Source organism: Micromonospora sp. DT47, from assembly GCF_049844475.1.
Taxonomy (GTDB): domain Bacteria; phylum Actinomycetota; class Actinomycetes; order Mycobacteriales; family Micromonosporaceae; genus Micromonospora.
Map to the genome: position 1 here is coordinate 245,878 of NZ_JBNCLC010000006.1, position 21,919 is coordinate 267,796.

General features: G+C 69.3%; 16 protein-coding genes and 3 pseudogenes. 11 read left to right on the forward strand and 8 right to left on the reverse strand.

Going from position 1 to position 21,919, the window contains the following annotated elements:
* Positions 1 to 61 precede the first annotated feature (61 nt).
* From ACLQ2U_RS12415 to ACLQ2U_RS12425, 3 genes are all read right to left on the reverse strand, one after another.
* Entirely contained in the window at positions 62 to 808 is a 747-nt protein-coding gene (locus ACLQ2U_RS12415; protein ID WP_425750748.1) for a hypothetical protein, read from the reverse strand.
* Between the two features lie 1,284 nt (positions 809 to 2,092).
* Entirely contained in the window at positions 2,093 to 2,905 is an 813-nt protein-coding gene (locus tag ACLQ2U_RS12420) for an inositol monophosphatase family protein (protein ID WP_425750749.1), read from the reverse strand.
* A gap of 202 nt (positions 2,906 to 3,107) precedes the next feature.
* Positions 3,108 to 4,043 (reverse strand): alkylmercury lyase family protein, encoded by a 936-nt coding sequence (locus ACLQ2U_RS12425; RefSeq protein WP_425750750.1) that lies wholly within the window; start codon positions 4,041 to 4,043, stop codon positions 3,108 to 3,110.
* 88 nt (positions 4,044 to 4,131) lie between these two features.
* Here ACLQ2U_RS12425 and ACLQ2U_RS12430 point away from each other — a divergent pair, with 88 nt between their 5' ends.
* The gene (locus ACLQ2U_RS12430; RefSeq protein WP_425750751.1) at positions 4,132 to 4,353 is read left to right on the forward strand and encodes a hypothetical protein; all 222 of its coding nucleotides are present in this window, start codon (positions 4,132 to 4,134) and stop codon (positions 4,351 to 4,353) included.
* Here ACLQ2U_RS12430 and ACLQ2U_RS12435 read toward each other — a convergent pair.
* A complete protein-coding gene (locus ACLQ2U_RS12435; protein WP_425750752.1) occupies positions 4,350 to 7,460 on the reverse strand; it encodes a discoidin domain-containing protein in 3,111 nt (1,036 codons plus the stop codon). The two genes, ACLQ2U_RS12430 and ACLQ2U_RS12435, sit on opposite strands and share 4 nt — an antisense overlap.
* Positions 7,461 to 7,731: 271 nt before the next feature.
* Between ACLQ2U_RS12435 and ACLQ2U_RS12440 the strand changes: the two are divergent.
* Positions 7,732 to 7,965 (forward strand): annotated as a pseudogene (locus tag ACLQ2U_RS12440) (helix-turn-helix domain-containing protein); the annotation flags it as partial.
* A gap of 31 nt (positions 7,966 to 7,996) precedes the next feature.
* On the opposite strand, the gene ggt reads toward ACLQ2U_RS12440, so the two are convergent.
* Positions 7,997 to 9,799: a gamma-glutamyltransferase gene (gene ggt, locus ACLQ2U_RS12445; protein WP_425750753.1), complete on the reverse strand. Its 1,803-nt coding sequence runs from the start codon at positions 9,797 to 9,799 to the stop codon at positions 7,997 to 7,999.
* Positions 9,800 to 10,024: 225 nt separating this feature from the next.
* On the opposite strand from ggt, the gene ACLQ2U_RS12450 reads away from it, so the two are divergent.
* The 4 genes and pseudogenes from ACLQ2U_RS12450 to ACLQ2U_RS12465 all read left to right on the forward strand — a co-directional run bounded on the left by ACLQ2U_RS12450 (position 10,025) and on the right by ACLQ2U_RS12465 (position 12,478).
* Entirely contained in the window at positions 10,025 to 10,234 is a 210-nt protein-coding gene (locus ACLQ2U_RS12450; protein ID WP_425750754.1) for a hypothetical protein, read from the forward strand.
* 552 nt (positions 10,235 to 10,786) lie between these two features.
* A pseudogene (locus ACLQ2U_RS12455) lies at positions 10,787 to 11,160 on the forward strand (integrase core domain-containing protein); the annotation flags it as partial.
* 67 nt (positions 11,161 to 11,227) lie between these two features.
* Complete coding sequence (locus tag ACLQ2U_RS12460) at positions 11,228 to 11,704, forward strand: heme-degrading domain-containing protein (RefSeq protein ID WP_425750755.1); 477 nt, start codon at positions 11,228 to 11,230, stop codon at positions 11,702 to 11,704.
* A gap of 152 nt (positions 11,705 to 11,856) precedes the next feature.
* Positions 11,857 to 12,478: pseudogene (locus tag ACLQ2U_RS12465) on the forward strand (pyridoxal-phosphate dependent enzyme).
* A 211-nt stretch (positions 12,479 to 12,689) separates the two neighbouring features.
* On the opposite strand, the gene ACLQ2U_RS12470 reads toward ACLQ2U_RS12465, so the two are convergent.
* Positions 12,690 to 13,181 (reverse strand): MarR family winged helix-turn-helix transcriptional regulator, encoded by a 492-nt coding sequence (locus tag ACLQ2U_RS12470; protein WP_425750756.1) that lies wholly within the window; start codon positions 13,179 to 13,181, stop codon positions 12,690 to 12,692.
* Between ACLQ2U_RS12470 and ACLQ2U_RS12475 the strand changes: the two genes are divergently transcribed.
* From ACLQ2U_RS12475 to ACLQ2U_RS12485, 3 genes are all read left to right on the forward strand, one after another.
* Positions 13,171 to 13,911: a class I SAM-dependent methyltransferase gene (locus ACLQ2U_RS12475; RefSeq protein ID WP_425750757.1), complete on the forward strand. Its 741-nt coding sequence runs from the start codon at positions 13,171 to 13,173 to the stop codon at positions 13,909 to 13,911. The genes ACLQ2U_RS12470 and ACLQ2U_RS12475 overlap by 11 nt on opposite strands.
* Positions 13,908 to 14,165 carry a glutaredoxin domain-containing protein gene (locus tag ACLQ2U_RS12480; RefSeq protein ID WP_425750758.1) on the forward strand — a complete coding sequence of 86 codons (258 nt, stop codon included), beginning with the start codon at positions 13,908 to 13,910 and terminating at the stop codon, positions 14,163 to 14,165. The genes ACLQ2U_RS12475 and ACLQ2U_RS12480 overlap by 4 nt, the downstream gene beginning before the upstream one ends.
* 389 nt (positions 14,166 to 14,554) lie before the next feature.
* Positions 14,555 to 15,856 carry an MFS transporter gene (locus ACLQ2U_RS12485; protein WP_425750759.1) on the forward strand — a complete coding sequence of 434 codons (1,302 nt, stop codon included), beginning with the start codon at positions 14,555 to 14,557 and terminating at the stop codon, positions 15,854 to 15,856.
* A 234-nt stretch (positions 15,857 to 16,090) separates the two neighbouring features.
* Here ACLQ2U_RS12485 and ACLQ2U_RS12490 read toward each other — a convergent pair whose 3' ends face one another.
* Entirely contained in the window at positions 16,091 to 19,510 is a 3,420-nt protein-coding gene (locus ACLQ2U_RS12490) for a S8 family serine peptidase (RefSeq protein WP_425750760.1), read from the reverse strand.
* Positions 19,511 to 19,565: 55 nt separating this feature from the next.
* Here ACLQ2U_RS12490 and ACLQ2U_RS12495 point away from each other — a divergent pair, with 55 nt between their 5' ends.
* Entirely contained in the window at positions 19,566 to 20,516 is a 951-nt protein-coding gene (locus ACLQ2U_RS12495) for a helix-turn-helix domain-containing protein (RefSeq protein WP_425750761.1), read from the forward strand.
* Between the two features lie 530 nt (positions 20,517 to 21,046).
* On the forward strand, positions 21,047 to 21,313 hold the full coding sequence (locus ACLQ2U_RS12500; RefSeq protein ID WP_425750762.1) for a hypothetical protein: 267 nt from the start codon (positions 21,047 to 21,049) through the stop codon (positions 21,311 to 21,313).
* 94 nt (positions 21,314 to 21,407) lie between these two features.
* Here the strand turns inward: ACLQ2U_RS12500 and ACLQ2U_RS12505 are convergent, their stop codons facing one another.
* The gene (locus ACLQ2U_RS12505; RefSeq protein ID WP_425750763.1) at positions 21,408 to 21,866 is read right to left on the reverse strand and encodes an Lrp/AsnC family transcriptional regulator; all 459 of its coding nucleotides are present in this window, start codon (positions 21,864 to 21,866) and stop codon (positions 21,408 to 21,410) included.
* Between the last annotated feature and the right edge of the window lie 53 nt (positions 21,867 to 21,919).

Sequence of the window (21,919 nt, forward strand, 5' to 3'; positions counted from 1 at the left end):
ATCTGCCCTGTTGGCGGCCCGTGCAACGCCCCGCTGCCGTTCCGTGCCTGTTCCCCCACAATCACGCCGACGTGACAGGCTCCACCCTCGCGTGCCTATCCTCGTCCTCGGCAAGCGCACGCTGCCGAGGGACGAGCCTGCGCAGGAGATCCCTGCCGGTTAGGAGCCAGGAAAGTCCGAATGCCCAGACGGAGGCCACTTCCCCGAGGTAAAGGGGCGTGAGTTCCCAAACGGTGGCGTCGATCATTTCCCCGACGGCGACCCAGAGGACGGCGGCGATGATCACCCACCCGCAAATCTTCTGGACCAACCACATCCCGGTGCTGTCATTCCATTTCCTTTCGCGGTATGCGAACAGGAACGCGATCGCCGCCAGGCTGAGGATGAAGACTGCGGCGCAGACGAAGTGGATTGTGGCCGTCAGCGTCTCGCCGAGCTGCTGCTGTACTGGCGAGCATCCGGCCGGCATCGGCGTCGTCCCGCAACGCGGCGCGTCGTTCACCAGCCCCGGGCGGGAGGTCGGGAAGAAGACGACCCCTAGGACCGCCACACCCGCCACAAGGCTGAGCCAGAAGTCGCGGGTTCTCCTCTGACCCGCCATGTAGGTCGCCAGCAGGAAGCCGGCCACGCACAGACTCGCCACGAACAGGTCCCGCATGGAGGAGTGGTAGTAGGAGCTGAGTGATCCCCTGACGTGCACACCTCCTCGAAGGAAGTACGCCTCACCGATGATGAAGACCAACGGCAGAAAAATCCCGATGAAGCCCACCACCGTCCGGATCAACAGATAAGACTTCGCGTAGAGCACGGCCGGATCGTCGCCATCGGCCAAGTCTCGGGGACGCTGAAGAGGGTCTTTAGCTAGCATGTCCATGATTTCCTCCCACTAAGAGGGCAAGGTTCATGGGAGCGGCCGCGGCTCAAATCGGTACAAGCGTCTTAGGTGGGCCATCTCCGATTGGACTGGCGTGTCCGGGTCCGCGCCAGGCGTTCCTACTCTCTAGCGGGCGGCGACGTCACGGAAGCGCGGGAGGCTCTAGTCGGGCTGCCGCATTAGCAGGTACTTCGCTCCGCTGTCTGAGGCGAGGTCGTCCGCCAGGCATCCAGCCTAGGGGGCGGTTGGCGCGATGAAACTTTCGTGTCCAACATCTGCCAATTTTGGCATGAGGACGTGCCGTACAGCGTGCCAAAACTCGATGCTGGCCGTTGACCTCGGGCTTCGTTGATTCAGGTCTGGCCGCTCGCTGGTGCTCGTTTGATTACACCGCCCAGAATCGGTCGTCGCCGTATCGCCCGTCCAGACCGTGCAGGTCTCGGCCTACCAGGCGCGTCGATCGGGACAACCACGGCCGGGTCGTGGTTCGGTGCGTGTTGGGCAAACTCTGGCGTGGACGATGTCCGTTGAAGTGCGCCGCTTATACGTCGAGCCTGAATCCGGCCATGCCTCCAGCCAGGAAGCTCCCGGGCCTGCTTCCCGGCGTGTCTCCGGTCGGCCACGCCGGCCCCCCAACGGCATTCGCCGAGGCCAGTCAGGCCCGTTCGCAGTGGCGGATTCGACCGCAGGCGTTGGGGACGGACGAGAACAGGAACCGGTTGTAGCCTGCTGCCGATGTGGCGACGACAGAGATCATCCGATGCGGTTGACTGGCGCTCGGTGCAGCACGCGTACGGCCGGCGGTGGAGGCGCCCGACCTGCTGCGCCAGCTGCGCTCACGCGACCGGGAGACCCGCCGGGGCGCGCCTACCAGCGGCTGCTGAACCTCCTGGTGCACCAAGGCTCGAGGTACGAGGCGAGTGCAGTCGTAGCGCCGTTTTTGGTCGGGATCGTCGCTGACATCAGGGCGCCGGACCGCTTCGCCGCCTGCCAGGTACTGGCGGCTGTCGCCGTCGGGGATCAAAGTTCCTGGCTGATCGACCGCCCCGACGTGGCCTCGGCGCGGCGCGAGGTCCAACGCAAGGAATCGATTAGACCGGCCCTGGCCCGCCTGATCGCCACCGAGCCGGATCCGATCGTGGCGGCGGGGCTGTGCGGCGGCGCCGACGATCCTGACCCTGAAGGGGCTGATCGGTCGACTGCGGCTTGGCGTATAGATCAGATGGTCGTCAACCGGTCCGGGTCCGTGAGGATCTGCAATGCGGCGGCGTGCGTGGCCGCGCTGCATGCGAACAGCGCCGGTCCAGGCATGGGCCGCGGCTGCCCGTCGAGCCCGCTGAAGCGTCCGCCAGCCTCCTCGACGATGATCGAAGTTGCCGCGTAGTCCCACACCTGTCCCCGGGCTTGGACGGCGAGGTCCATTTGCCCACGTGCGACGAGTAGCGCCGCGTGGGTGCCCCACGGTTTGGTCGATGTGACAGCGCCCAGCGGCGCGATCATCTCACGTTCAGACAGGGAGAGTTCCTCGTCGGTGGGGATCACGCCAAGCCGGCGCCCTGGCAGGATGTCCGGGTTGTGCCGGGCGACGGCGATCCGCCGTTCCTGGACCAGGCTCAAGCCGGAGATGTCCGCTTCGAAGGCGCCACCGCCTCGCTGGGCCCACCAGATCCTTCCCTGCGCGGGAACGACGGCTACACCGACAACGATCTCACCAGCCTCTTCCAGCGCGACGAGCACCAACCACCGGTTGTCACCAGCGACGAAAAGCGCGGTGCCGTCGATCGGGTCGACAATCCAGCGACGGCTGCCCCCACCAGTCTGCCCGGCTTCCTCACCCAGGACGGCGTCGTCCGGTCGCGCGTCGGCCAGCACTTTTCGTATGGCGGCTTCAACAGCGCGGTCAGCCTCAGTCACCACGCTGCCATCCGATTTCAGCTGCTGAGGAAGCTGAGCGAGGGAGGCGAAATACCGGAGGCCGATCACGGCGCCGGTAAGCGCGGCGCGTCGAGCGAGCAGAAGATCGCTTTCCATGTGCTCCATCCTTCTGGATCGGCGCCACCAACTTTCGGGGCCACCGACCGTACGTCGCCGTACAGATCACCTACGTCAGGTCTGGCTCCAACGACTGCTGTATCGAGGCCTCGGATCACCTGGCCAGCATCCTTGCGGTGGCCGTGTGCGCGGTCCTCGCGGGGGCCAGGTCCTGCTTGCTGACGCCTGTGGTTGTCGACCCTCAGGCGAGCAGCGGCTCGAAGATGTCGCGAGCCAGCGTGAGGGCCTCGTCCTGGTCGAGGACGGTGGCTGTGAGGGTGGGATGGGCGGTGATCCACGTTTGGGCGTTTTCGGCTGAGGCGAAGAAGTTGATGGTGGAGCAGCAGGTGTCTACCGAGCTGCCGGTCGTCCGGCTCGCGGCGTACACCACCACCGCTTCCGGCGGCTGGTAGGTGGCGGCGCCTTCGGCGATGGTGACCTGGATGGGTTTGCCGGTGTGCGGGTCTGCGGAGGTGATGACCGCGTCGGTGTCGAGCATGAACGGCATGCCCAACGCGTCGATGGCGCACATCGCGAACACCTCGACGTCACCGAGCGACACCTCATGCGGTGTCGGCACCGGGGAGAACGGGTAGGCGGCGATCAGCCGAGCGCCGTCGTCGACAGCGAGCAGATCCACGGCGCTGAGTTGCCGTAGGGCGGCTGCCCCATCGAGGCCGGCCGCCTCGGCGGCCGAGCTGAACTCGGTATGACTGGGGGCGGTCCCGGTGGCGGCGAAATGGCGCAGGACCGCCCGATACACCTCACGCAAACCATCCGGCAGCTGCGCCGCGCGGCGGGGCCGGTCGACCCGGATGGCGGTGCCCGACTCGGCGCAGCAATCCACCGCTCGCAGGGCCGCCCCACGCGGGGCCGCCGCTGGTTCCGACGTCATCGCCCGTTGCAGGGCCGCCCGAAGGTGCTCGGCGGTCGGGAGGTCCAGCCGGCACGCCGCCCCGTCGCCAACAACCCCGCCCATCACATCCACGCCATTGACCAGCACCGACGGCGATGGATAGTCCCCTACCACCTCGGTCACTTCGGCCGGAAGCCCGAGGGCGGCCAATGACGTGTACAGCGCCTCCCTGACAGGGGCGAGATTCGGGCAGTCCGGCACCGAGCGAAGTTCGACTATCACCCCACCAGTGTGAATCCTGTGTCCGACTTCAGGGTCAAGGCCCCAGCTGGGCGCACCGGCACCATGCCGGGCGCTCGGTCCTATCGGCGTGATTGCCGTTGCGCGCGACCCGTTCCGGTGGCGGGTCTGGACCACCGTGGAGGTCACGGGCGGATACACCACGCTGCGCCCCTGGATGTCCGCGGCCGTGCACGTCGCGCAGGACGCGGGGGCGGTGCTCGGCGAGGAATGTGTTCAGCACCCGGCCGGCGGGGCGGCCTGGCCCGTCGACGGGAACGGCACCGCACGCAACCCCGTGACCACCAACTAACGCGCGGCGACCCCGAGCTCGGCCGCGGACGTCCAGGGGCGGCCAGACACCTCGGAGAGGGCCCGGAGCCGGACGTACCGGGCCGGGCGCGCGGAGAAGCAGGAGGTCTGCTCGGCGGAGGTGTTACGCCACGTACCGGTGGCGGCGACGGTCCAGCTCGTGCCCGTGGTGGAGGTGTACACCTCGTAGCGGGCGATCCGGCCGTTGGTGGAGTCCTGCCGCGGCAGGTAGTACAGGCAGCTCACCGACATCGTGTGGCGGAGGTCGAGCTGGATCTCGTGCGGCGGTGGGGGGTCGGCCCGGTACCACTCGGTGTGCCAGATGGTGCTCCGGTTGCCGTCCAGCACGTTGGTGGCTCTACCGTTGGAGCCCACCGTCTCCTGGCTGTCGACCCAGCGCACCCCCATTGCGCTGCCCGGCAGGCGCGCAGCCACCCCCACGTTCAGCTCGGCGGCCGAGGTCCATGGCCCGCCGTTGACCTCCGACAGCGCCCGCAGCCGCAGGTAGCGGCCCGCCTTCTCGGGGAAGGTGGCGGCCTGCTCGGCGGTGCCGTTCACCCACGAGCCGGTTGCCACCGGCAGACCCCAGGCCGTCGGGTTGTTGGAGACGAACACCTCGTAGCGCGCTATCCGGCCGTTCGGCCTGTCCTGCCGGGGTAGGAAGTAGAGGGCGTTGACCGCGTACGTGCCGCCCAGGTCGAGCTGGATCTCGTGCGGATGCTTCGGCACCGTCCCCTGCCACTGTGTGTGCCAGATGGTGGCCCGGTTGCCGTCGAGGACGTTGCGGGCACGGCCGTCCGACGCCACAGTCTCCTGGCTGTCGACCCACCGCACCGTCATCTGGGCCTGGCGCAACCGGTGCGGTACGAAGGTCGCGGTCCAGGTCGCTGGCGTCGTGGGGGCGGTGACGACGTGGGTCTGTGCGCCCCCGTCGGACCAGGCGGCGAAGACGTACGGAGTGTCGTTGACGGTCTGCGGGGTCACCGCGCTCAGGGTGTTCTGCGAGCCCTGGACCACCGTACGCGTGAACGGGGTGGCCTGGGCGGCGCTGCCGACCGCGAGGCGGAGTCCCGGTGGGTTCGTGGTGAAGGTCAGGTCGACGGTCCTCGGGTCGAGCCGGACCGTGCTGGACGACGAGAGACCCTGGCTGTCCGTGGCGGTCAGCACGAGCTCCAGATAGGAGGGGTACTCGTGGTCGGGTGCCGGGAAGGAGGCGCCTGCGACACCGGACCAGTCCTGCAGGGTGTGCACGTGGCAGCTGTCGGCCGTGTAGCAGTGGTGCTGAACCAGGCGCCAGCGCAGGCCGGCGGCCGGCACCGGGCCGTCCTCGGCGTCCGTGGCGTGGCCGAGGAAGGTGATGACGTCGCCGACCTTGTAGGACAGCGTGGACGCCGGGGAGTCGATGACCGCCTCCGGCGGGGAGTTGCCGGACTGGATCGCCACCGTCTGGGTGTCCGACGCGTCCAGGGTGTCGATCACCCGCAGCCGGGCGGTGTACGGGCCGCCGGTCGGGTAGGTGTACTGGGCGGTGGGGCCGGTGGCGTCGACGGTCCCGTCGTTGGTGAAGTCCCATTCGTAGCGCAGCAGGCCGGCGTCGGCCGGGTCCGGGTCGGTGGAGGCGCTGCCGTCGAAGGAGACGGTCAGCGGAGCGGTACCGGAGGTCGGTGAAGCCGAGAGCACCGCGGTGGGCGGCTGGTTGCCGGCGAAGTACCGGATGCGCCGCACGGTGCCGCCGGCGTCGGCGTAGTAGAGGTCACCGCCGGGGCCGATGGTCAGGTCGACCGGGTTGGCGGCCCCGGACGCGAAGGTGAGCCGGTTCGCCGGGCTCGGCGGGCCGCCCGGGGTGGACGGCAGCATCGCCCAAATGCAGTCGCGGGAATAGTCGGCGAAGAAGAGCGCCCCGCGGTAGGAGGCCGGATAGTCGCCGTTGTCCGGGTAGAACGCCAGCCCGGAGACGGACGACCCGCCGATGGGGCAGCTCTCGCCCGACACCACGGGTTGGCTGTGCTGGTAGGCGTAGTAGGGAGCGCTCTGGCCGCCGTTGGTGTAGAGGCTCCCGCAGAGGTTGAGGTTGGCGCTGTCGTAGCCGCTCTGCCGGCCGGGGCCCTCGAAGCACGGCCAGCCGAAGTTGGTCACCGCCGTGGTGGGCGAGGCCAATCGGTTGATCTCCTCGTAGGTGTTCCACCCCACGTCGCCCAGCCAGACCTCGGAGGTCCCGGGTCGTACCGCGAAGCGGAAGGGGTTGCGCATGCCGTACGCGACGATGCGGCGGGTGTTCGCGTTGGACGACCCGGCGGCCGGGTTGCCGGGCGCAGCGTCGCCGGTCAGCGGGTCGACGCGCAGGAGAGTGCCGTTCAGGCCGGTCGGGTCGGCGGAGGTTCGCACGTCCTGGGAGCGCAGCGCGCCGCCCTCGGCGGTCGGCGGGGTCATTGCGCCGCCCGGCGGGTCGCCGCACGGGTTGTTCGGGCTGCCCAGCTGCCCGTAGTCGACGGAGTTGAAGCTGGCGCCGTCGCCGGCGGTGACGTAGAGCATCTTGTCGGGACCGAAGCGCAGGTCGCCGATCGAATGCGACGAGAACTGCTGGCACCAGTCGTGGATGAGTACCTGCTCGCCGCCGGTCATGACGTCACCGGCTGCCTGCAGCCGCGACAGGCGCCCGGTCACCACGCACTGCCCGCCGCCGGCGCCGCCGACGGCCGAGCAGTTGTCGTTCCAGACCGGCGCGACCTTTCCCGGCGGGGCGTCGTAGGTGTAGAGCACGTAGACGTACGGCTGGGTGGGGAAGTCCGGGTGCAGGGCGAGGCCCAGCAGACCGCGGTCGTTCTGGTCGTGAACCTGCGTCGAGAGGTCGGCGAAGACGGTGGGGGTGGAGTCGGCCAGGCTGTCGAAGATTTTGATCCGCCCGCCCTTCTCCGCGACGAAGATCCGTCCGTCCGCGGCGAACTCGATGTTCGTGGGGATGTTCAGGCCGGTGAGGACGGTCTGCTCGCGAAACCCGGCGGGCAGCGCTGCGGCGGCCGCCGGCTGGGCTGCCGGAGCCACGACCAGGACGGCGGCGACCAGGACGCCGGCGAGGAAGCCCGACACGGAGCGTACCGAGGGCGACATGTGACCACCTGGGACGAGCGGCGAATGAAGACAAACAGACAGTATCGAGGACAAGGGGGGCTTGGGTGTCGGCTTTCTGTCGAGTTCTGGGCGGTCGCGCAAGTCGAGCGTGGGCGCTCCCGCGGTCGGGCACGTCCGTCGGTGATGTTGGGGTGACTGGCGGGACTCAGTCAGAGGCGTTCGGGATCCGTCTCCCGTCTCGACGGCCGACCTCGGGGTCGGCAACCTCAGGTCGTGCGTCGAGCCGGGCGGCGCCGGCCTGCTCAGCACTCACCGGGAGGGCCGAGGAACCCGCCATCGACTACTCACACCCGGCCGGCAAGCCCTGCTCGTGCTCGCGCACCTGCGTGACGGCGACACCCCGGCCCGCCTCGCCGCAGGCTCCCGGGTCAGCCCAACGACCACGTGGCGCTACATCCGCGAGGCCGTCGACCTGCGGCACGAGCGGGCCCCTACCCTGGCGGAGGCGATGGGCCGCATCGCTCGGCTGGCGTACGCGATCCTCGGGGTCTGAGCCGTCGCCGCGGTCCCCACCGTCAGTGGCGCGCCCAGCGGCCCACCACGGCCGCTGCACCGCCGCCCCGGCGTACCGGCTCGGCCGCGGCGAGCAGCCGGCCGTCCTCCAGGAACTCGATACCGGTCGCGGCGCCGATCTCCGCGGTGGGAGAGAAGGCGTGACCCGGGGGGAAGCCGTTGGCGTACTCGGTGATGAACGCAGGCTCGGCCTGAGTGCTGGTGCCGTTGCGCTGTGATGCCCGCGGCGCCGCCAGCGCCTCCGGCAGGGTCATTCCCAGGTCGATCCGGTTGACCAGCATCTGCAGGACCGTCGTGATGATCGTCGCGCCCCCGGGCGTGCCGACAGCCAGGAACGGCCGTCCGTCGGCCAGCACGATTGTGGGCGACATGGAACTGCGCGGGCGCTTGCCCGGCGCCGGCAGGTTCGGGTCGGGCGCGATTCCCTGGGTCGGCGCGAAGTTGAAGTCGGTCAGCTCGTTGTTGAGCAGGAATCCCCGACCGGGTACGACCATCCCGTTGCCGCCGGTGGCCTCGATGGTCAGCGTGTACTCCACCACGTTGCCCCACCGGTCGGCCACGGTCAGGTTGGTGGTGCTCTTGCGGTCGTCGCGGGTGTCGGCGACCGTCGCCGCCGAGCAGCCGTCGTAGGCGCCGTCGGGGACGCCGGGTGCGACCGGCTTGGGCAGCGCCGCCGAGGAATCGATCAGGCACGCGCGTTCCTTGGCGTACGCGTCGCTGATCAGTTCGCGGAGCACGTTCTGCGCGGTGTGGTCGCCGACGTACCGGTTGCGGTCGGCGAACGCCAGCGCAGTGGCCTCCAGGTAGTGGTGCATCGCCTGGGTCGCGGTCATCGACCGCAGGTCGAACTGCTCGAGGATGTTGAGCGCCTCGCCCACCGCGGTGCCGCCGCTCGACGGGGTGGACATGCCGTAGATCTCGAGGCCGCGGTAGTCCGACCTGGTCGGCTCGGGGAAGCGGGTGCGGTAGCCGGCGAGGTCGGCGGAGGTCATTCCGGCCGGGCGGATCGGGTACGGCCACGAGCCGATCGGCTGCGCCGCCACCGGCGGGTGCTGCACGGTGGCAACCACGTCGCTGCCGATCTCGCCCCGGTAGAACACGTCGGTGCCCTGCTCGGCGATCAGCCGGTACGTTCCGGCGAGGTCCGGGTTGCGGTAGGTGCTGCCGACCGCCGGCGGCTGGCCGCCGGGCAGGTACAGCGCGCTGGTCGAGCTGAACTGCCCGAACGCGGCTTGATTTGCGGCGATCTGGCTGGCGAAGGTCTCGTCGACGGTGAAGCCGTCCTCGGCGACCCGCGCGGCGGGCTTGAGCATCTGCGCCAGCGACCGGGTGCCCCAGCGGTCAAGCGCGTCCTGCCAGGTGAGCAGGGTGCCGGGGACGCCGACCGACAGCCCGCTGATCCGGGCCTCGTCGAACCGGTACGGCTGCCCGGTGGCCGGGTTGATGAAGCTGGTCTCGGTCATCGACGCCGGTGCCGACTCGCGGCCGTCGATGGTGTGCACCCGCCCGGTCTTCGCGTCGTAGTAGACGAAGAAGCCACCGCCGCCGATGCCGGCCGAGAAGGGTTCGGTGACGCCGAGCGTCGCCGCCGCGGCGACCGCCGCGTCGACCGCGTTGCCACCGCGCTGCAGCACATCGAGCCCGACGGCCGTGGCGGTGGCGTCCACGGTAGACACCGCACCCCCATACCCGACAGCCACCGGCTCCTTCGGCGGCTCGGCCGGCTTCGCCTGGGCGGGAACGGCGGTTCCGGCCACGAGCGTGGCCAGAGCGATGGCGGCGGTGATGAGGGCCCGAGGTCTCATGTGGTCTCCCCAGATCGACACGGGTGGACTTACTGCCTACTCCCATGGCCGGGAGTAGGCAACCCGAACAAGACGATGTTCCGGGGCCGGGCTCAGCCCATTCCGGCCGTGGCGAGCTTGAATCCGAAGCCGGGGAGAGCGCGCCGATGCCGGTCGTCACGCCGGCGGCGAGCCGACGGCGGCGCCGGAACTGGGCGGCGAGGTAGCTTCCCGTGAAAATCATCCGTGGCCGGGCTGCCACCGACGACCGTGTACGCCGGAACCCTCGATGTCCTCTACCCGGACGCGGTGCGCCTGCAGCAGCGGGCCCAAGCGGAGGGTGTCGACCTCCACCTGAACGACGGGGCGGTGCACACCTGGTCGCTGTTCACCTTCCTACCCGGACCCCGAGCAATCCGGTCGCTGCACCACGCGCTCGTCGGGGACCCGGCGTGATCGCTCCGTCCGGACCTTGCCCAGCTGAGCAGCGCGCCACGGACGCTGCACCTTCGGGAACACCCAAGAGCTCATCAAGCAGGGAGCCCTGGTCATCGCACTGGCGGTGGGATCGGAGTCTCGGTGCGTGGAACGCGCCTCAGCGACCCACCTGCCCACTACAGAGACAGGCCCCCATCAGCTCGCCTCCCTTCTCGGCCATGGGGACAGCCGCCGACGCCGGGAGGTCACGCCAGCTCGCTCTTCCGCATCGTCGCAGGTCAGGGCGTTGTTCGCCGTCCCTCTCCGTGAGCACGTCGGATGCGGTGACCACTTCGCCGAGCGGCACCCAATCTGCACCAACCGGCAAGGGTCAAGCAGCCAGGAAATCCTTACCGCCCTGACCTGCGAATACTCCCCTATCAGGCAACATAGAGCGCCGTTGACCGCAGTTCAGTGCCCGTTGAGTGCAGTTGTGTGAACCGGGACGCTGCACTGCCTCTGAGCAGCGAAAGGGACCCGGCTGGTGACCGGGATCCGGCTCACGGCTCCGGCGCGGATCCGACTCCGCTCCAGATGAAAGCGTCCCTGGCTGTCGCGGCGCTGCGCAAGGCAATCCTGTTGCGTGACCCGGCCGGCACGATCGTGCATTCCGAGCGGGGTAGCAGTTCCGGTCACGCAAGTTCGTGAAAGCGTTGCGGCACTACGGTTTGATCGCATCGATGGGCCGGGTGGGCGTGCGGCGACAACCCCACCATGAAGTCCTTCTTCGCCTTGCTGCAAGGAACGTCCTGGACCGGCAACGCTGGCAAACCCGCCAAGAGCTACGCCTGGCGATTGCGACCTGGGTCGAACGGACCTACCACCGCCGCCGACGCCAACGACACCTCGGACGACTCACACCCATCGAGTTTGAGACAATCACCAGGCACGCACACGCGGCCTGAACCACTCAACCCCGCGAGTCAACCACACCTGGGGCAGTCCCCCCACCCGAACGAGGAGGAGGTGCGTATGCCACCTGACCATGACCCGTGGCCGACGCTAGAGGAGCTGCTCCGGGAGGAGGGCGAGCTGGAGCTTCCGGCCCTGTCGGAGTCGGACGCGTACGAGTTGGGGATGCTGGCCGTTGCCGCCGCGAGGGAGCAGCGGCTACCAATCGCGGTGGGTGTGTGGCGGGCCGGGCGCCAGTTGTTCCACTGCGGCCTGCCGGGTTCGACGCTGGACAACGACGCGTGGCTGCGTCGCAAGGGACGGGTGGTGATGCGGTTCGAGCACTCGTCGCTGTACATGGCACGGCTCTGCCAGGACCAGCAGGTGACGCTGGTGGAGAAGTTCGCACTGCCGGCCTCGCGGTATGCGGCCGCCGGGGGCGCAGTGCCACTGCGCGTTCGCGCCACCGGCGTGGTGGGATGGTTCGGCGTTTCCGGGCTTCCGCAACTGGAAGACCACCGCTTCGTCGTTGACATGCTTCGCGCGATCTCGCGATAGCCGTGCGCCGGTGCCGTATCCGACACCGACCAGACCGGCACGCATGAGCCGCCGACGGTGCAGGACGTAGTCACGGATGAAGTTCAGCACCCCGGCGGCCCGGGTGTTGGTGAAGCATTGCGGGTGTACCCCGGTCCCCGCGACCGGGGTCGGTGCGACCATTTGCGGGCGGCCGGCGACCCGACGACTCGTCCGGCAACCACGCCCAGGCGCTGGCCTGGGCCGGTAGCGCCCTCGACGTACCGGCGACCATGCTCATGCCCGCGGACGCCCCCGAGGTCAAGGTGAGCGGAGCCAGACAGCACGGAGCCCGCGTCCTGCGCTACGACCGGCGACCGGGAGCGACTGGCCGGGGACCTGGCCTCCTCGGCGGGACTGACCCTCGTCCCGTCGGCCGACGCCGTCGAGGTCGTGGCCGGTCAGGGCACCGCCACCGCCGAACTGATCGACGATGTCGGCCCGCTCGACCTGATCCTCGTGCCCGTCGGTGGTGGCGGCCTGATGGCCGGCGCGATGCTGGCGGCCCAGTCACTCTCCCCCGGCTGCGCCGTTGTCGGGGTGGAGCCGGTCCTTGGCAACGACGCGGAACGTTCGCTGAACCAGGGCCGGCTGGTTTCGGTCGAGGCAGCGCTGCTCAACTCGCTCTTCGCCGCCACGACCACCACCGGGGTGGGCGGTCGCACCAGTCACGCCGTACCGCACGAGGCCGTCGCCCGGCGGCTGGCGGCGGCCGGGCGGCTGGCGGCGCCACCCCGACCCGCCGCCCATAGGTGAGCCTGGCGACGGTCGGCAGCACACCGGCCGCCGCCGGCCCACCGGGTGGCGGCATCCGCACTTCAGCCGCCGGACACCGCCCCACTCCCCGCCAGCAGGTCGGCGCGGCCGGCAGGCGGGGTCGAACACGGGCACCGAGGTAGCCGCCGGCCAGCCCGCCGTGGCCGCGGTGTATTCCCCATGGGACGGGCGGGCGTGGAGTTCGTGGACGCTATGGGACCGTGCGGTCCTGACCGACCGTCGTCAACCGGCTCATGAGAGTGTCGAGCATGGCGAGGAACTGCTGTACGCCGCCGGGTGGCAGGTCGGCGAATAGTTGCGCGGAGTCGGCCGCATAGTCGGCGCCCAGTTGTTCGGTCACCGCTCGGCCGGTGTCGGTCAGCTGCACCAGGATCGCGCGCCGGTCGCTGGGATGCGGACGGCGCAGTACAAACCCTGACTCCTCAAGTCCGTCGACCAGGGCGGTGACGTTGCGGGCAGTCACGCCGATCGTGCGGGCCAACTGCCGCTGGGTCGTCGGGCCATGCCGGTGCAACTGCCAGACCACCGTGGCCCGGGCGCGGGTCAGACCGCGTGCGACCAGCCCGGCCTGCATGTAGTCGCCGACGGTTACCGCGAACGCGAAGAGCCGCTCCAACGCGTCGGAGAAGTTCCGACAGTCCGGGGCGGAAGTGACGGTCGCAGGATTGTGTATGCCATTCACCGTGTATAACCTCCGCGATGAGGGTAGCGGCGATCCAGCCGGTCCGCGACCGACCGTCAGCACGGAGGACGTCATGCCAGCGAGGTCTCACCCCGTATTCGCCCGAGTCTATGAACGCCTGAGCCTGATGATGGACCGTGCCGGCGGCGCCGAGCACCGCCACGACCTAGTCGCCGGGCTATCCGGCCGGGTGATCGAGATCGGCGCCGGCAATGGCCGCATGTTCGCGCACTACCCGCCTGCAGTCACCGAGGTCGTCGCGGTCGAGCCGGAGCCACGGCTGCGGGCCACGGCGATCACCGCCGCGCGTACCGCCTCTGTTCACGTCACGGTTGTCGACGGCCTGGCCGAGGCGCTACCGGCCACGGACGGCGAGTTCGACGCTGCCGTCGTCGCTCTGGTGCTGTGCACCGTGCCGGACCCAGCAGCCGCGCTCGCCGAGATCCGCCGAGCGTTGCGGCCGGGCGGCGAGCTGCGCTTCTTCGAGCACGTCGCCGCCGAGCAGCCCGGCGGCATGCGTCGCGTGCAACGCCTGGCGGACGCGACCCTCTGGCCCAAGCTGTTCGCCGGCTGCCGCACCAGCCGCGACACCGCGACCGCCATCAGCGACGCCGGATTCCTCGTCGAGTACCTGCACCGCTTCCGCTTCCCGACCACCGGACCCAGCAGCCCCGCCGCACCCCACATCAGCGGGCGAGCCGTCAACCCGGCCAACGAGAGCGCGCGATGAACCCGCCCACCCCGGCGCAGACGCCGATCACCCTCTACACCCGGCCCGGCTGCCCGTACTGCTTCCTGCTGCGCCGCGGCCTGCGCCGCCGCAACCTGGCCTTCAACGAGGTGAACATCTGGGAGCACCCCGACGCGGCCGCAGCCGTGCGGGCCGTCGCCAACGGCAATGAAACCGTCCCCACCGTTAACGTCGCCGGGCAATGGCTGGTCAACCCACGCGCCGCCCTCGTCGACCAACTCGCCCGCACCTGACCCCCCACCGCGACGCCCTCCGGTCAGGGCATAGCCGGCTGCGTCTGATCTGCCGGTGGCACAACCACTAACGGTCACGACGCGTACTGGACGCAGTGCTGGCTGACCGAACCCGAGCAGCGTCAGGCTGCGCCTCGCGCAGATGCGCAAGATCCACTCTTCGGAAGGAGTCCCGCACGGCTGACGGAAGTGGCCTCATCAAACACCCGCAAGAGTGTTGTTCGTGTCGTAGGCTGACAAAACGGTTCAGAAAGGGGCGCCGACTCGGATCCCAGGCGGCTGTCAGGGCGCGCCCTGATCTGTGTGTCCTCGAGCCTAGGAGCGCCATGTCATCTCGGCCTACCGCAGATGAAAATGCGCCGGACCATCATGGCTCGATCATCAAGGTGGTGGTGTCGAGTCTGATCGGCACCACGATCGAGTGGTACGACTTCTTTCTCTACGGCTCGGCCGCCGCACTGGTGTTCAACAAGGTGTTCTTCCCCGGCTTCGACCCGCTGGTCGGCACGATCCTCGCCTTCGCCACGTACGCGGTCGGGTTCGTGGCACGACCACTCGGCGGGCTGGTGTTCGGCCACTTCGGCGACAAGGTCGGGCGCAAGAAGATGCTCGTGCTCAGTCTGCTGATCATGGGAATCGCGACCTTCGCGATCGGGCTGCTACCGACGTACTCGGCAGTCGGCCTCCTGGCGCCGATACTGCTCGTGGTCTTTCGCCTGTTACAAGGGTTTGCCGTCGGCGGAGAGTGGGGTGGCGCCATCCTCATCGTCGCCGAGCACGGCGAGGCCGAACGACGCGGCTTCTGGTCGAGTTGGCCGCAGGCAGGAGTGCCGGGCGGCAGCCTGCTGGCCGTGGGCGTGCTTTTCCTCCTCGCTTCCACCATGGATGACGCGGCGTTCGAGGCATGGGGATGGCGGGTGCCTTTCCTGCTGAGCGCCCTGCTCGTCGTCGTCGGGCTCTACATCCGCGTGTCGATCAGCGAGTCGCCGGTCTTTCAGCGGGCGCAGGCCGAGATGAAGCGATCGCAGGTCAGGCAGAAGGCGCCGATTCTCCAGGTGCTACGCCGCTACCGCCGCGAGGTCCTCATCGCGATGGGGGCCCGCTTCGTCGAGAACGTCTCGTACTACATTTTCACCGTCTTCGTGCTGACCTACGCGACCACCGAGGTGGGGCTGACAAGAGGTACGGCGCTCAACGCAGTACTCATCGCCTCGGCCGTCCAGTTCGTCACGATCCCGCTACTGGGCGCGCTGTCCGACCGGATCGGCCGGCGACCGCTCTATCTGGCCGGTGCGATCGGCGTCGGCATCTGGGGGTTCGCGTTCTTCGCCCTGATCGACACCAAGTCATTCGCCGCGATCACCCTCGCCGTCACCGCCGGTTTGGTCCTGCACGCCATGATGTACGGGCCGCAGGCCGCCTACTTCGCCGAACTGTTCGCCACCAGCGTGCGCTACAGCGGCGCCTCGATCGGTTACCAGCTCGCGTCCGTCTTCGCGGGCAGCCTGGCCCCGATCATCGCGGTCGCCCTTCTCGCCCGCTACGGCTCTTCCACGCCAATCTCGATCTACCTTGCCGCCTCGGCGGTCATCACGATCATCGCGGTGCTGCTGTCCCACGAGACCAGACAGCGCGAGCTGTCCGCGGACAGCGGCATCGACCGCGCCAATGTGCCCGGTGGGGGAGGCTGAAGGGAGCGCGAGGCCAGGTGGCGGTCTGACGACGGCTCGCGACGAGCGGGCGGGCATCGGATGCCCGCCCGCTTCGCCCGCCCGGTCCTGCCGATAGTTTCAGACCACCTCTCCGATTAAGTCCACAATGGGCACCAGTTCCGACCTATCCGGAAGTTTCGTCCCGACGCGTCGGGATACGTGCGAATGTCGAGCGTGGCGGGCGCAAGTCTCACGAGGTGACGACGAACAGCGTCACCGCACCGGCAGTATGCCGATCACGGTCTGGTCGATGCTGCCGCCGGCGGAGTCCGTCGCGGTCGCCCGTAGCGACAGATCGGTGCCCGGTCGCAGGACGTTGCCGGGCACCGTCGCGCGGTATCTCCCCTCGGCGTCCTTGCGGATGTCGAGCCGTTCCCAGGTGGTGCCGCCGTCGACGGAGTACCAGAGCCGGGCACCGGTGACGCGTGCTGCCGGTTCCGCCAGGTGCGACACGGTCAGGTCGATCCGCAGCGCTTGTCGCGCCGCCGCGTAGCCGAGCGGGTCGACATTCGCGGCGTAGTCGACGCCGAGCATCGGCGGGATCGCCGAACCGACGTTCGCCGGGTCGTCGGGCGGTACGGAGTTGAACTCCCATACGGTGCGGGCCTCGTTGGCGACGGGCACCACCGCGGGGTCGAGCGTCCAGTCGTGCTCGAGCCGGAACCTGCCGGCGCCCCCCGGCACTGGGAAAACCCCGAGTGGGTCGACGGACTCCCCCAACAGCGTCCCGTTCTGGAACAGCCGCATCTGGGAGTTGCGAACAATCGAAGGGTCGAATCTACCGATGTGCCCGCCGTCAGCAAGTGCGACCTCGACGAACATGTTCGATTGGTTGCGTAGGCTCCAGAGAATCTTCGGGTGCAGGCCAGTGCCAAAGACTGGTTGCAGCCGCTCACCCTCGGCATACGGCTCGTACTGCGGGTCACATAGCTTGATCAATTCTTGGTCGGGCATCACGAAGCACTGCCTCCACAGCGCATCGGGGTGCGCGGTCAGCAGTTCGACTCGCCGGCCCGGTACCTCGACCCGGTTCCAGCTGGCCCATTCGATCGCGGAGAGCCTGGTGGTGTAGGCACGGCCGACGTGGTAGCGACCAGGTGCGGTGAGCCCGCTGAAAGTGTTCTCCACCCGCGCCATCGAGCGCAGTTCGTCCCGGCCGAGGTGCGGCGACAACGGGTCGTTGAACCGCGGCTCGGGCAGGAGCAGCTCATAGATCTCCGGCTCGCCCGGGCGGACCTTGCCTTCCGGCTCGAGCCGCCACCGGAACGCCACTTCGAACTGGCCTTGGGCGACGGGTGCGGTCGGCGTGACGAAGACGTTCCCGTCGACGATCTGGGCCGGGGTGAATAGAGCGTCGTCGGTGTACCCCGGGCCAGTGGGGCTTTTCCGCGCGTAGGTCACTCCGGCCTCGACCACGCGCACCGGCTGTTTGTCGATGGTCGGCGCCCGTAGCTGCTTCGCCGTACGAGCGTCGATCACGTATCTGGTGTCGCCCGTGACCGTGACCTCGGGCGACCCGGCGATCGTGAAGGTCTCCGGTTCGCCGGCAGTGGCCGGCGTGTTCACCGTGGTGAAGATGCTGTAGTGGCCAGGCGTGACGCGGAGGATCCCGGTGCCGTCCTCGTCCAGGAAGATGCGGGTGAAGCCGCCGGTCTCCACCTCGAACACCCCCACGCTGGCGCCTGGGTGAGGCGCGCCGTGCCGGTCGAGGACCCGCAGCGAGAGGTCGTAACGCTCGGGCTCGTCGTACAGCCCGACCGGGAAATCGAACAGTTGCTGACCGGCCGCGGCGGCCGTCACCGATCCGTGCCAGAGTCCGTCGTCGAGCTGGCCGGGGTCGAGCGTCACCGTCGCCGTTGCCGCACCGCCAGCCGGCACCGTCAGCGTCGTCGGTGACACCGTCAAAGCTCCGGCCGGCGCGACGGCTCCATCCTCGCGGACCTGCTGGTCCTGCAGAGTCACGGTGACCGGTTCGGCGCTGTCATTCGTCAACGTGAGCGCCCTGCTCCGGGTGCCCTCGTCGGGATGCTTGAGGTAACCGAAGTCCAGCGATGCCAGGTCGGCGCTGAGCTGCTGAGCGGTCGCCTGGGCCAGATCGAGTCGCCCGCCACCGTGGCTCCAGGCGGTCTGCTCAACCACGTCGTCCGCGGTGCCGACCAACTGGGCCTTCACCCGCTGCCAGGTCCACGTCGGGTGCTGCTGCATCAACAACGCGGCGGCACCGGCGACCAGCGGGGTGGCCTGCGAGGTTCCCCCCATGGGGACGTACAGGTCGCCCTCCCGAGCGCCGGCGCGCGCTCCGAGGAGGCCGACTCCTGGCGCGACCAGATCCGGCTTGAGCCGGTAGCTGCCGAGGGTCGGGCCCTTACTGGAGAAATGTGCCCAACGATCATTTGGGCCCACCGCCCCAACGGTCAGTGCCGAAGCCGCCGTGCCCGGGGTCCCGATGGTGAACGGGCTCGGCCCCGCTCCGCCCGCATTGCCTGCCGCGACGACAAACAGCGTGCCGGTCCGGGCGGTCAGCGAGTCGAGGGCGGTGACCACCGGGTCGTCCTCGCTACCGGCATCTCCACCGAGGCTGAGGTTCACGACGTCGGCGCCCTGGCTGACCGCCCATTCCATACCGGCGATCAGCCACGACCACTGGCCGTACCCCTCGTCGGTCAGCACCTTGCCGGACAACAGGTCCACGGCCGGCGCGATGCCCTGCCGAGCCCCGTCGGACCCGGCGCCGGTGCCGGCGATGAGGGAGGCGACGTGGGTGCCGTGACCGTTTCCGTCGGCGGTGTCGGTGCCGCCGGAGAAGTCCGCCTCGCTGGTTACCTGGCCAGCGAGGGCGGGATGTCCGTCGTCGACGCCGGTATCGAGGACGGCGACCTTCACGCCGCTGCCGTCGAGCCCGCTCTGCCAGGCCGCCGGCGCCTTCACCTGGTCGAGGTAGCCGTCCAGGCTGCTGGCCCGGATTGTCCGGTCGAGCCACACCTTCGTCAGGCCGGCCGTGGAACGCGCCCCGACCGGAGACCCCGCACCGGCGAGACCCTTGCCGAAGGCTGCCGCACGGGTCTTGTCCAGGCTGCCCGCGCTGGCGCCGATGCTGCCCAGCGCGCGCACCTTGGTGAGCAGGTCCGCGTCCAGGGACCGGGCCCCCGGCGACCGGCGCACGATCAGCGGCAGGTCGGCACGGTGTCGGTCGTCGTACCGCATCTCGACGAGACCCGTGACGTCGAAGAGGGCGGAATCCAGGACATCCGGCACCAGTGCCTCGACGTCGTGCGGGATAACCGTCACCCGGCCACGGTCGCGTCGTACCGAGAACCCGGTCGGGTGGCTGGGGTCGCGGGGCTCGAACCGCACGGTCGGCTCGCCGTCGCGGGTAGGCCGGAGCGTTACCCGATCACCGGTCACGAGCGTGACGGTGGTCGACGCCTCGGGCAGGCGAGCCGCGCCCGCCGGCACAACGCTGGTGGGTCCGGCCGGGGCCTCAGGCGGGCTGGCGGCGGCGGGTTCGACCGATGCCGAGCTGATCGCCAGTGTGGCGACGAGCAACAGGGCGACCAGGAACCGCGAGGACGCATGGGAATCGACGAGGGACGAGATCATAAGGTCGGTCCTATCGTGTCCGGTCGAGCCCACGCCACGAGATAGCGTGACCGGTGCTGGACATGGCTGGAACTGGTCAGGAGGGTGCGTGCTCGAGACGGTCGGTGTCGCGGCGCCCGAAGAGCAGGCGTATCGAGCCCTGCTGATGGCTCCACGGTGCACGGTGCGCGAGCTGGCGCGGCAGGTCGGCCGCAGCGACGACGAGGTCGGGCGGTCGGTGGAGCAGCTTGAGGAACTCGGCCTGCTGAGCCGTACGACGGACCGGCCGGCCCGGCTCGTCCCGGCCCGGCCCGACGTCGCCATCGACGTCCTGGTAGCCCGCCGCCGGGTCGAGCTGGACCGGGTGCAGGCCGAGGCGCGGACGATGCTCGCCGAGTTGCGCACGCACGAGCGGTACCGGCCGGAGAACCTGGTCGAGGTCGTGGTCGGTCAGCAGGCGATCGCTGCCCGGTTCGCGCAGCTCCTGCAAGGGACCCGACGTGAGCTGCGGGTGCTCGACCGGCCGCCGTACGCCGCCCGAGCCGACGAGTCGGACACCACGGTCCGCGGCCTGCTCTGCGACGGGGTCGTGGTCCGGGGCATCTACGCCCCCGACTCTCTTGAGGTGCCGGGCGCCGTCGACGAGGCCTACAGCGCCGCCGACGCCGGTGAGATGTCGCGCGTACACCCGCAGGTACCGATGAAGCTGGCGGTCTTCGACGGTTCCGCGGCGCTCCTGCCTCTGGCGGTGGACCAGCTGGTCGACAGCGCGCTCGTGGTCCACCGGTGCGCGTTGCTGGACGCGCTGACCGAAATGTTCGACCTGCTCTGGGAACAGGCCGTACCGGTCGTGTCGCCGGCCGGTGAGACCGGTCTCGACGCCCGGCTGATGACGTTGCTGGCCGCCGGCTTGAAGGATGACGCGATCGCCCGTCAGCTCAACCTCAGCAGCCGTACGGTCGGGCGCCGCGTCGCCGAATTGATGGAGCTGTTGGGTGCCCGGACCCGGTTCCAGGCCGGTGTTCACGCGCAGCGGCGCCACCTGCTGGAGGACTCATGACGTATTCGGTCGGAGCGGGCGTGGTCGTCGCGGTCGAGAGCAGCGCCGTGGTCTGCCCGACGGCCCACGCTGAGCCCGTCGCGGCGGGTCATCTGCTGGAACATTGCGCTCGACGCAGCGCTGTGAGGCGCTGACGCCTACACCGCGTCTTGCCTAACCTCGCGTTGACCGCCGCAATGATCGCAAGAAACCCGGGAGGGCACGACGACCGTCACCGCCGACGACCTGGATGCGGCAGTCTCCACCATCGTTGAAACACTGCGTCCAGCTACCGACCGGGACTGGTCCGTGCCAGCGGCCGCGGTGCAGCGGGACTGTTGGGTCGCCGCCGAGCACATCGGCGACAGCCTCATTGGCTACGCCTACCAACTCGTCGCCCGGCCCACCACACGATGGGTCCGCTTCCGGGCCAGCGCTGACGAGGAGCCTCGCCCGCCGAGGTGTTGGAGTTCGCCGAGGCCGGCGGGCGTATCCTCGCCGCGACGGTGCGCACGGCACCACCGCACGTGCGCGCGTACCATCCAAGTGGCATGGCCGATCCAGAAGGCTTTGCCGGGATGGGTTGTGTCGAGGCACTCGTGCACGGCCACGACATCACTCAAGGTCTCGGACTGGCTCTCGACCCACCACGGGACGTGTGCGCCCGCGTGCTCACCCGGATGTTCCCAGCAGCCGATCCGGTCGACCTCGACCCGTGGACCGCGCTGCTGTGGGCAACGGGCCGCGTAGAGCCGCCCGGACATCCCACGATTGAGCAATGGCGCTGGCACAGCGCCCCGCCGGGCGAGAACAACTGAACACCGCCACCGACCTGTCAGCGCATCTGGTCCACCGGACAACGACCGAATCGAAGGCCGGGGTCTGGGGCGGAGCCCCAGTTCAAACACCTGGTCACGGGTGGGGCGGCGTCGGGCGTGGGCCGCGATAGGGCAGGGTGGCGCTGTAGACCACGTTGGTGGTGGTGCTGCCGAACGCGGCGAGTTCGTTGACGACCTGTTCGAGGTGCGCCATCGACGTCGCGGCCACCTTCAGCACGTAACAGTCGTCTCCGGTGGTGCGCAGGCACTCCAGGATCTCCGACCGTCGCTCCAGCAGCCGGCGCAGCGGTTCGTGCCGGCTGCCGGGATACTTCAGCCGGACCACCGCGAGTACGGCGAAGCCCGCCTTGGGCAGGTCGACCTCGGCGCGGTAGCCCGTGATCACACCGATCGCCTCCAGCCGCCTCACCCGTTCGCTGGTGGCCGACGCGCTCAGCTTGACCCGGCGGCTGAGCTCGGTGATCGGCAGGCGGCCGTCGCCCTGCAACTCGGTCAGGACGGACCAATCGACAGCATCAAGATTCTCGGCCATCGGGCCAACCTACCGGCGGATCCACGGCAGAGGCCAGCAAAGGCAGGGATCGC

Excerpts from the sequence above, each read along its gene's own strand:
- ACLQ2U_RS12420 (WP_425750749.1), bottom strand. The coding sequence starts at position 2,905 with ATGGAAAGCGATCTTCTGCTCGCTCGACGCGCCGCGCTTACCGGCGCC.
- ACLQ2U_RS12435 (WP_425750752.1), bottom strand. The coding sequence starts at position 7,460 with ATGTCGCCCTCGGTACGCTCCGTGTCGGGCTTCCTCGCCGGCGTCCTG.
- ggt (WP_425750753.1), bottom strand. The coding sequence starts at position 9,799 with ATGAGACCTCGGGCCCTCATCACCGCCGCCATCGCTCTGGCCACGCTC.
- ACLQ2U_RS12460 (WP_425750755.1), top strand. The coding sequence starts at position 11,228 with ATGCCACCTGACCATGACCCGTGGCCGACGCTAGAGGAGCTGCTCCGG.
- ACLQ2U_RS12475 (WP_425750757.1), top strand. The coding sequence starts at position 13,171 with ATGCCATTCACCGTGTATAACCTCCGCGATGAGGGTAGCGGCGATCCA.
- ACLQ2U_RS12480 (WP_425750758.1), top strand. The coding sequence starts at position 13,908 with ATGAACCCGCCCACCCCGGCGCAGACGCCGATCACCCTCTACACCCGG.
- ACLQ2U_RS12500 (WP_425750762.1), top strand. The coding sequence starts at position 21,047 with ATGGCCGATCCAGAAGGCTTTGCCGGGATGGGTTGTGTCGAGGCACTC.
- ACLQ2U_RS12505 (WP_425750763.1), bottom strand. The coding sequence starts at position 21,866 with ATGGCCGAGAATCTTGATGCTGTCGATTGGTCCGTCCTGACCGAGTTG.